The organism is Neobacillus drentensis, from assembly GCF_036965425.1.
Lineage (GTDB): Bacteria > Bacillota > Bacilli > Bacillales > Cytobacillaceae > Neobacillus > Neobacillus drentensis_F.
The window spans coordinates 72,731-81,939 of the sequence record NZ_JBALPP010000019.1 but is presented as its reverse complement, the minus strand read 5'-3'; the positions used below and the strand labels follow the sequence as shown (position 1 = coordinate 81,939).

Sequence of the window (9,209 nt, the reverse complement as noted above, 5' to 3'; positions counted from 1 at the left end):
GGTTAGTGGAATGAGGATTATTATGGGTATAATAAATGAACTAACAATTGAGTAGGTGAAGTTTATGTTATATGAGTTTGTTTTAACAATGCTTTTTACTTTTGCAATAGTTACAACCATTAATTTTGGAGTAACTAGACTTTTAACAAACAAGGCAAAGAGGGAGAAAAGAGTTTTCGGAGTTCTTTTGGGCCAAAGTATATTAATTGCATTTTTTCTTACCTGGATTCCATAGATGTTACTCAAATAGATGAAGGAGGACCTATACATTCTCTTAAAAAACCCGCTTCTATTTTATAGGAAGCGGGTTCTGTTTATATATCTTTTCATTTTTGTTTTCTATGTGATGTATAATGCTTTCTCCTTCAACATCAATGTTAGGCAAAATTTTATCTAGCCATTTTGGCAAGTACCAGGCTGACTTCCCCATGAGAGTCATAACCGCAGGTACGATTGTCATTCTCACGATGAATGCGTCAAAGAAAACACCGAATGTAAGAGCCATGCCTATGGATTTAATGATGGTATCAGGTGCCAACATGAATCCAATAAATACAGACATCATAATTATTCCTGCTGCGACTACGACTCTACCACTCTCCCGCATTCCTTCTAAAATAGCTCTCTTCGGGTCACCTGTATGCATATATACTTCCCGCATCTTGCTCACTAGGAACACCTCATAGTCCATGGCGAGTCCGAACAAGATGCCAATCAGAATGACAGGCAAGAAGGCTAAGATCGGACCGGCAGCCGGGAAACCAAATATATTTTGGAAATGCCCATCCTGCACGAAAAATACAACGGCTCCCAACGTAGCACCAAGAGAAAGTAGAAACCCTAATACTGCCTTTAATGGAATGAGCAGAGATCTAAACACTAGAACTAAGAGTACATATGCAAGTCCTACAATAAGGGCAGCGAAAACCGGCAAGGCATCACTCAGCTTTTGTGCAATATCAATATTCATCACTGCTGTGCCTGTTACCATTAGTTCAATTCCATTTTCTTTCTCGGACTGGTTCGATTTGTCCCGGATCGCTTTTACTAAACCCTTCGTCTTTGTATCGTCAGGTCCTGTTTTTGGTGTGACGGATATCATATAAATCTTTCCGGAAGGTCCAGGGATAGCAGGTGTCACACTTTTCACACCAGATAGGTTGCCTAATTCTTTTGCCATGGTGTTCATAGCACTTTGCGTTTCAGCTGTTGCTTTCTCTGATTTTGCCACTACCACTAAAGAGGCATGAAATCCTTCTCCATATGCTTCCGTCAATAAATCATATGCTCTTCTTTCTGTCGTTTCTGTGGACTTTGTTGTTCCATCAGAAGGCAGGCCAAGGTTCATATGGAAAAATGGAATCGTAATCACTGCAAGTAGTCCGATTACGAAAATTGTAACGATCAGAGGACGTCTTATGACAAATTCCCCCCATTTATTTGAAACAGCGTGTTTTTTACCTGCACCAGTCATCTTTTGCAAGAATCGATTTTGTTTAGATGGGGCAATCTTATGACCGACAAGTCCCAATATGGCTGGTAATATGACGACGGAAACCAACACAGCTGCGAGCACAGTAAAGGCAGCGGATACGCCCATCGCTGTCAGGAATGGAATCTTTGTAACAGACAGTCCCAAAAGACCAATAATAACAGTTAATCCTGCAAAGATTACGGCACTTCCCGCTGTTCCCGTTGCGATGGCAACAGATTCTGGAACAGAATCTCCTTGTGCAAGCTGCTGTCTAAAGCGATTGATAATGAAGAGCGCATAGTCAATGCCCACTGCGAGTCCCAGCATGGCAGCTAATGATAATGATACAGATTGGATTTCGACATAATTGGTGCCAATCATGATTCCTAGCATTCCAATCGCTAATCCGATTATCGCAGTGAGAATCGGCAGTCCAGCTGCTAGAAAAGATACAAAGGTAAAAGCCAGAACTACAAACGCAACAAGTACTCCGACAATTTCAGTCATACCGGAAGTTTCTGAGTCGGAAAACTTGATATCGCCTCCTGATAACTCTGTTTGAATGCTGGCATCCCTTGTTGTTTCAATACTATCTAAAATCTTATCCTTAGAAGATTCTGTGACCTTTTCCGCTTTCACTTTGTACGTAACGACTGCATATCCGATTGTCCTATCTTCACTGAGGTTCTGCAGCTGCATCGGTGCTGCCACAGAATCAACAGCTGAATCTTTTTTAATCTCATCTAGAACCTCTGCAATTTTCTGTTGTACTTCCGCTGACTCCAAGGTTTCGTTTTTTGGTGCTTGAAACACGACTTTTACTTGGGCACCTGCTGGTTGCATCGCTTTAAACTCTTTTTCAATTACTTTTCCTGCTATATCTGCCGGCGTATTCGGAATACTCAGCTCATCCTTGAAAGAGGAACCCATGTTGAATGCAAAAAGCACTAATGCAATAAGAATTGCGAGTGCACTGAATACAACCTTTTTCCTATGGTTTACTGCCCAATGTCCTAACTTATACAGATGTTTTGCCAATTGAATCTCACCCTATTCTTGTTGATAATTTGTCTTGTTCTTACGTTGTAATCTAGAAATGCACAAACACCAAACCAAATATTATTCATATAAAAAAATTTAAAATGTATATTATAACTTGTATCTGAATATCCCTCCCTATTAATAGCTTGCAGAATGGCGGCAAATCGCCAGTAGGAAACAAAGAAAGAAAATGGTACACATTGACTGCAATGATGTCGTTTTATACAATGACATTATCACTACGCTAACAATTGTGCTTACACGTGTAAGTATAGCAGTGAATTTTCATCTTTCAAGCACTATGTGATGATTTGCACTTAAAACGAACAGAATGAAGGGATGTGTTAGCTTTGAGGAATTCAAGAGAAGACAGTGTACACTCTCAGAGATACATTATGGAGGCATTGAGCGCACTGTTGCAGGAATATAAACTGCAAGATATAACGGTAACAGCTATTTGCAAAAAGGCTGGAGTTGCCAGAGTCACATTCTACAAATACTACCGCAACGTTTACGACGTCGTGCAAGCATCCGTGGATGAAATTGTTCAACAATTCTTGAAAGAGATTGATAGTTTGGATCCGTATGATAGTATGCAGCTAATTATTGAATATATCATTGAGGGATTTGTGTCTGCCCATAAGCCGTCAGAAAAGTTAATTGATGCAAATATATCAAGTATGCTGCTTGATTATTTGAATTATGCAATGGAAAAGGTCTTTCAAGCGGATATTACACGCAATCATGACATGAGCAGAATGCAAATCCTGTTTTTAGCAGGCGGTATCTTTAATATTGTTACCGATTGGATTAAAAGAGGGGCAAGGGAATCTCCCCAGGCACTTGCTGCAAAAATATACGAAATTCTTCCATATGGGACAACAGATTCAAGGAGCATGAGTTGAAGATTAGGGCTGTCATTATGACCGCCCTTTTTTAGATTTTTTAGGAACGAATGGTAATCGAACCTTGACGGGGTTAATAAACCTAATGTGCATGTTGTAATATTAGTGGCATCAAATTGGAATAATAAGCATGGTAAAGGGGGTAAATAGGTTGGAAAAATTAAAACAGAACTTGGAACGGAAAAACATGGCCGTCATCGTCGTGGATGTGCAAAACGATTATTGCCATCCCGGTGGAGCGATTGCCAAAAGCGGAAGCGACGTCAGCGCAGCCAAAAAAATGATTCCGAGCTTGCACAGCTTGTTGAATGCGGCAAGAGAGCACTCCGTTCCAATCATTTTTCTGCAGACGAATCATGAGAAGGCGACTGATTCCGAGGTTTGGCTTTCCCGCTTTCCGGATGGTGTCAACCCGATTTGCCAGACGGGGAGCTGGGGAGCGGAATTTTACGAAGTTTCGCCGCAGCAGAATGACATCATTGTAAAGAAGCACCGTTACAGCGGGTTCGTTCATACTAGGCTGGAGTCCATATTGCGAACTCTTAAAATCGAAACCTTGATTCTAACAGGCGTCAGCACGAATCTTTGCGTGGAATCAACCGCCAGAGACGGGTTTATGCTGGATTATCGAATCGTGCTCATGAAAGATGCCTGCGCGGCTTTTTCGCAGGAAGAACACGATATGACCTTAAAAACCGTGGATACCTATTTTGGAATGGTGGCAGATACGGAACAGGTTGTTTCCTTTTGGCAGATGCACGCGACCCAATCTCCCCAACTTTTGACCTAATGATGGACAAAAAACGACCATGCTTATTTAGACAAGTCCCAACAATTCACGGAAATGAAGCTGGCCTTTCGCCTTAAATGCAATCATAAAGATATATAAAAGTTAACCTTAATGGCAGAGACATTTTCAGTCTCTGTCTTTTTTGTGGTCTGAAACCAGCTAAATCTGAAGTCTGATATAAAAATCAAGCTCGAGCACAATGATTGAAGCTTTAGAAAAAAAGTAATATGAAATCAAGGAAACCAAATACCCTGCGGGGGTACCACAAAAGTTTACGGTACTACCCAAAAAGAGTGCGGTTTTAATCCTGTTCTAACTTAGTAAAATGTAACACATAAGCCGGGGGAGGAATTTAAAATGAAAAGGTTTGTAGCACGTTTTGTTGTTTATGTATTGTGTTTCGTTGTGTTTGTGGGAGGGATCGGATTTTATGGCTTTAAACGGCATCAAAAAGATTTTTACTTAAATGTCCGCCATGAGCCGGTGCCTTCGCTGCAAGGAGTGAATGTCCCTAAGTATGACGCCCATAAACCGACGGTGGCAGTTGTGATGGCGGATTCATCAATACCAACGGAAGATTTCGATTTTCTCATTCCATACACACTGTTTTCGATGACGGATGCCTATAATGTATATGCTGTTGCACCGGACAAAAACATCAAGTCTTTATCAGGAGGGTTGGATGTGGTCCCGCATTACTCTTATAAAGAATTAGATCAATTATTAGGGAAGAGTCCTGATATTGTCGTGGTCCCTTTCATGCCAATCGTTGATGAAAAAAAATATCAACCAACTCGTGAATGGATTCAGAAGCACTCGAATGAAAAAACCACTTTCTTGAGTATTTGCGGCGGTTCACAGAATCTTGCTGATGCGAGCCTTTTAAAAGGAAAATCAGCTGCCTCACATTGGCAAGCAATCCCAGGGTTGAAAATCCAGTATTCTGATACACACTGGGTAGAAGACTTGAGGTATGTTCAAGAGGGGAATGTTTTAACTACTGCTGGTCAAAGCGCAGGAATAGATGGTGTGCTGCATTTGATAGCTAAACAGTTAGGAGAACCGATGGCAGCAAAAATCTCGAAAGAAATCAATTATCCTTCTTACCACTTTGTTCAAAATCCAAAGGTGAATGACCCTTTTTACATGGATATAAAATTTGCAACATATTGGCTAAATCTTGGATTCCATTGGAACAAGAAACAGATGGGGGTACTACTTTATAAAGGTATGGACGAATTAGCATTATCTTCTATCTTTGATTCTTATGGCGACACCGGAACGACACAGATATCAACTATTGCAAATTCAGATGCTCCTATTGCCACTAAACATCATCTTAATATCGTGGCTCGACATCAAATTTCGAATGCACCAAAATTAGATAAAATGATCATCCCTGGCAGCCCGGCTAAATCACTCGCCGAAGCCGATATAAAACGTTGGAGTGAAAAAGGTAATGCTAAAGAAACACTTTTGATTCATAGTGATTCACCAAACAGATTTGTATTTGAAGCACCATTAGAAGACTTAGCTAAACAAGAAGACGTTATAACTGCGAAGCATGCGGTGAAACGATTTGAATATCATGAGAATGGCATCCATCTTGAGGGCAAACCATTTCCTCTTGAAACATACGGCGGTATTCTTCTAACCGTTCTACTAGCTTTGTTGACCGCTTTCTGCATTGACAGACGATTCATTATGAAGAAAACCATTTTCAAATCCTATAACAAGTCAGTTAATTGACCGGTTTCCGAGGGGATGAACCGGAGATCAGCTTATCCTATAGAAAGGGTAAGCTATTTTTTTTATCTCTTCCTCTGATACCATTATGCCATAATAGGGAAAAAATAATTTTTTTACCAATAAAAAGCAAAAGTCGGCCGTCTACTATATGAAAGGAGGCCAAAGATGACTCAAACTAGTCTGCATCAATTAAGGACCTCGGTGGATCCCCGGGGTGATAAAAAGCATGTTTTTGCGATGGCGTTATCGATTTTAAGAGATTTTGAATTGGCCGAGGATGTACTGCAAGAAGTGTATATCAAACTTTACCGACATTCAAAGGATAATCAAGTGACCAACGTGAGAGCATGGCTGATTCGGGTCACGCGTAACACGGCACTCGACCTTTACCGGAAAAAAAAGCGCGAATTGACCGGGTTTGACGACCAATATTTTGAGCGTCTGGAGTACATATCCGAAGACCCTGTCGACAAAATAGTGTTATCCAAATACCTTGCACTCCTGGATAGTGGAGAGCGGCAGATCGTCATCATGAAGGATATCTCGGGGCTAAAGCATAAAGAAATCGCCAAAATTATGGAGATGCCTTTGGGAACTGTTCTCTGGAAATACCGAATGGCCTTGAAAAAACTAAAAAAAGGTCTGGAGTAAGGAGGGGATTTTTGGATGGAAAATAAAAAAATCATAAAGCATTTAGACAATGCTTTGGAAAAGCAGGTCCCAGATGGATGGGAAGAGTTGAATAAAAAAATTGACCATTTAGGAAACAATTCTATGACCATACAAGAGAAAAAATCTTTTTCAAGAAGGATATTGTTTACGGCTGCAGTCTGTTTGATTGCGGCATCTTCCCTGACTTTTTCACCAGTAAGAGCGGCGATCCAAAACGTTTACGATAAAATTTTCTCAAGCGAACATATCGATGATAGTGGATTAAAATCCGCCCTTACCAATGGAATGGGCCAAGAAATCAACAAAATCTACTATGATAAAGATCACGATATTACCGTGCATTTTAATAGTATCCTGATGGATGACAAGGAAGCCAAGCTTTTGATTACCTATGAAAGCAAGAAAACTAATTTGAAAAACTATTACCTTGATCTTTTTGAAGGCTTTACTTCCATGAACTTAGTGGTAGGCAATGAAGTAAAGAAATTGAAAAATATCGGTTGGGGCAGCCGTTATTACGATGAGAAGGCGAACAAAGTGGCAGAAGCACTCTCGTTCGAATCCATCAGCACGCTCCAAGGCGATGAAGTCCATATAAAATTGAAAGACTTGACCATTCATGGAGAAAATGGGGCAAGCCGTGTAGAAACCGTTTGGCCACTTGATTTCAAGCTCTCGAAAGAAGCGGTTGGTGGTCGCGAAGCCTTTGATGTGAGTAAAGAATTTACATTTAAAAATGAAACCTATCAAGTAAAGCGAGTGGAATTTTCGCCACTTGAAACAAGGGTGGTCGTCATTGGCACGGACATTAAACCACATATCGAAAACGGTGTCGCCTACGATGTGTTCAACAAACTCCAACTGCAACTCTTACATGCCAGAAAAGTTGATAAAGAAAAAGGGTATACTGTCGATTACAGCAAGTCTGGTGTATTCTTGAATTCGGCCGGCAAAATGGCCGACCCAATCTTCAGCAAGGCGGAAGCAGACGGACCGCGTGACCAATATGTCCTCTACTTCGCCCCAGTCAAAGACCGCCAAAACTGCATCCTTCAAGTGGGCGATTTAAAAATTAACTTAAGATAAAATGGGAAGATGTCTCAAAGTTTTGGGGCAGTTTTTCTTGTTGCACAAATGATGCACGTAAGGGGAAGAACGGGTAGAAGGTATTTGTATTGTAATACCAGAATATAAATATAACACTCTAAAAACGAAGGTTAAGGAGGATTCGTAATGGATAAAAGAGTTCTATTCGACTTTGAAATCGAGTTTACGAATGGCGGTGGAATTCAAGGGCAGGAATTCCGTCTTGATATTGATGGAGATGACATTGCTGATGAAGAGTTAGCTAGGTATATTGTAGAAGATATGCGGTTGCTAATGGTGGGGAAAGTAAGGATCCTTAATAAGAAAATCATAAATGAAAAACATAAAAGAAGACCTGCTATAAGGAGGGAAAAAACTGTGTTTAATAACGAAAGACCTAGAAGAATACTTTTAGATCTTGCAGTTACTTTAGATGGATTTATTGAAGGCCCAAAAGGTGAAGTAGATTGGTGCATTATGGACCCTGATATGGACTTCCATAATTTCTTAAATTATATTGATACTATTTTTTACGGAAGAAAAAGTTATGATTTATGGGGTCAGTATACCCCTGATATTGATGTTTCCGAAACAGAAAAAGAAATTTGGGAATTGGTACATAGTAAAGAGAAATATGTGTTTTCCAAAACACAAAAAGAATCTAAAAATAACGTAACATTTATAAATGAAAATATTGTGGAAGAAGTAATGAAATTAAAGAATAAGCCAGGAAAAGATATTTGGCTTTATGGTGGGGCCAGTCTTATTACAACCTTTTTAAATCTAGGGCTTGTGGATGAATTTAGATTATCTGTTCATCCAATTATTTTGGGAGAAGGTAACCCCTTGTTTATTGACATAAAGGAGCGGGTGAATCTAAAACTGGTTGAAACAAAAAGGTTTTCTTCAGGTGTTGTTCAATTATGTTATCAACTGAATGAGAATCTATAGTGAAAATTTATAACTAATTATCATTAGGGTTTAGAACTAAAGATGGTGCTGTCAGTCAAGGCGGCACTTTTGTTATTCAATTAACGGGGAAGGTTAATTTAAATAAGACCACCAACCAGGTTGAAGGTCTTTTGTTTCTTGATTTCTTAATGAAGTAATTGCCTTAACTGTTCAGCATGTCTTCGACTGTCATTTATTGTTTCATCAGCAATTTGTTTACTGCTTTGATCCAAATCACCTTTTACAAGTTCCGCTGAATAGTGGACTCCATATTTGTCCAAGCTCTCTATTGCTTCCTCAATGATTCTTCTTTCATTATCTGGGATCATAAATTTATGCATAAAGCTAATCATTGAACCAGAAATACCTTCGTCGTCAGCCGGAACTCCTCCAAGATTCTGAATTCGTTCCGCTATTTTTTGGGCATTTTGCTTTTGCTCTTGCTGAATTTGTTGAAAGTATCTTTTTAAATCGTGATTGTTTAACTTTTGAATATACTGTTCAAAACCATGTATTCCCATATAGGTACCTCTTAATAATG

8 protein-coding genes and 1 pseudogene are annotated in these 9,209 nt (G+C 39.7%); 7 read left to right on the top strand and 2 right to left on the bottom strand.

Features of this window, described 5'->3' with window-relative positions:
• Positions 1-289 precede the first annotated feature (289 nt).
• Complete coding sequence (locus V7161_RS05550; protein WP_335442932.1) at positions 290-2,512, bottom strand: MMPL family transporter; 2,223 nt, start codon at positions 2,510-2,512, stop codon at positions 290-292.
• Between the two features lie 398 nt (positions 2,513-2,910).
• Here V7161_RS05550 and V7161_RS05545 point away from each other — a divergent pair, with 398 nt between their 5' ends.
• The 7 genes and pseudogenes from V7161_RS05545 (at position 2,911) to V7161_RS05515 (ending at position 8,668) form a co-directional block, all read left to right on the top strand.
• On the top strand, positions 2,911-3,420 hold the full coding sequence (locus V7161_RS05545; protein WP_335442949.1) for a TetR/AcrR family transcriptional regulator: 510 nt from the start codon (positions 2,911-2,913) through the stop codon (positions 3,418-3,420).
• 151 nt (positions 3,421-3,571) lie between these two features.
• Entirely contained in the window at positions 3,572-4,210 is a 639-nt protein-coding gene (locus V7161_RS05540) for a cysteine hydrolase family protein (protein ID WP_420491577.1), read from the top strand.
• Between the two features lie 357 nt (positions 4,211-4,567).
• Positions 4,568-5,959 (top strand): DJ-1/PfpI family protein, encoded by a 1,392-nt coding sequence (locus V7161_RS05535; protein ID WP_335442930.1) that lies wholly within the window; start codon positions 4,568-4,570, stop codon positions 5,957-5,959.
• 165 nt (positions 5,960-6,124) lie between these two features.
• A complete protein-coding gene (locus V7161_RS05530; RefSeq protein ID WP_335442928.1) occupies positions 6,125-6,610 on the top strand; it encodes an RNA polymerase sigma factor in 486 nt (161 codons plus the stop codon).
• Positions 6,611-6,625: 15 nt separating this feature from the next.
• Positions 6,626-7,717: a DUF4179 domain-containing protein gene (locus V7161_RS05525; protein ID WP_335442926.1), complete on the top strand. Its 1,092-nt coding sequence runs from the start codon at positions 6,626-6,628 to the stop codon at positions 7,715-7,717.
• 147 nt (positions 7,718-7,864) lie between these two features.
• Positions 7,865-8,077, top strand: a pseudogene (locus V7161_RS05520) (cyclase); the annotation flags it as partial.
• A gap of 18 nt (positions 8,078-8,095) precedes the next feature.
• Positions 8,096-8,668 carry a dihydrofolate reductase family protein gene (locus V7161_RS05515; RefSeq protein WP_335442945.1) on the top strand — a complete coding sequence of 191 codons (573 nt, stop codon included), beginning with the start codon at positions 8,096-8,098 and terminating at the stop codon, positions 8,666-8,668.
• 146 nt (positions 8,669-8,814) lie between these two features.
• Here V7161_RS05515 and V7161_RS05510 read toward each other — a convergent pair.
• The coding region (locus tag V7161_RS05510) for a DUF2383 domain-containing protein (protein ID WP_335442925.1) at positions 8,815-9,209 on the bottom strand (395 nt) is incomplete at its 5' end.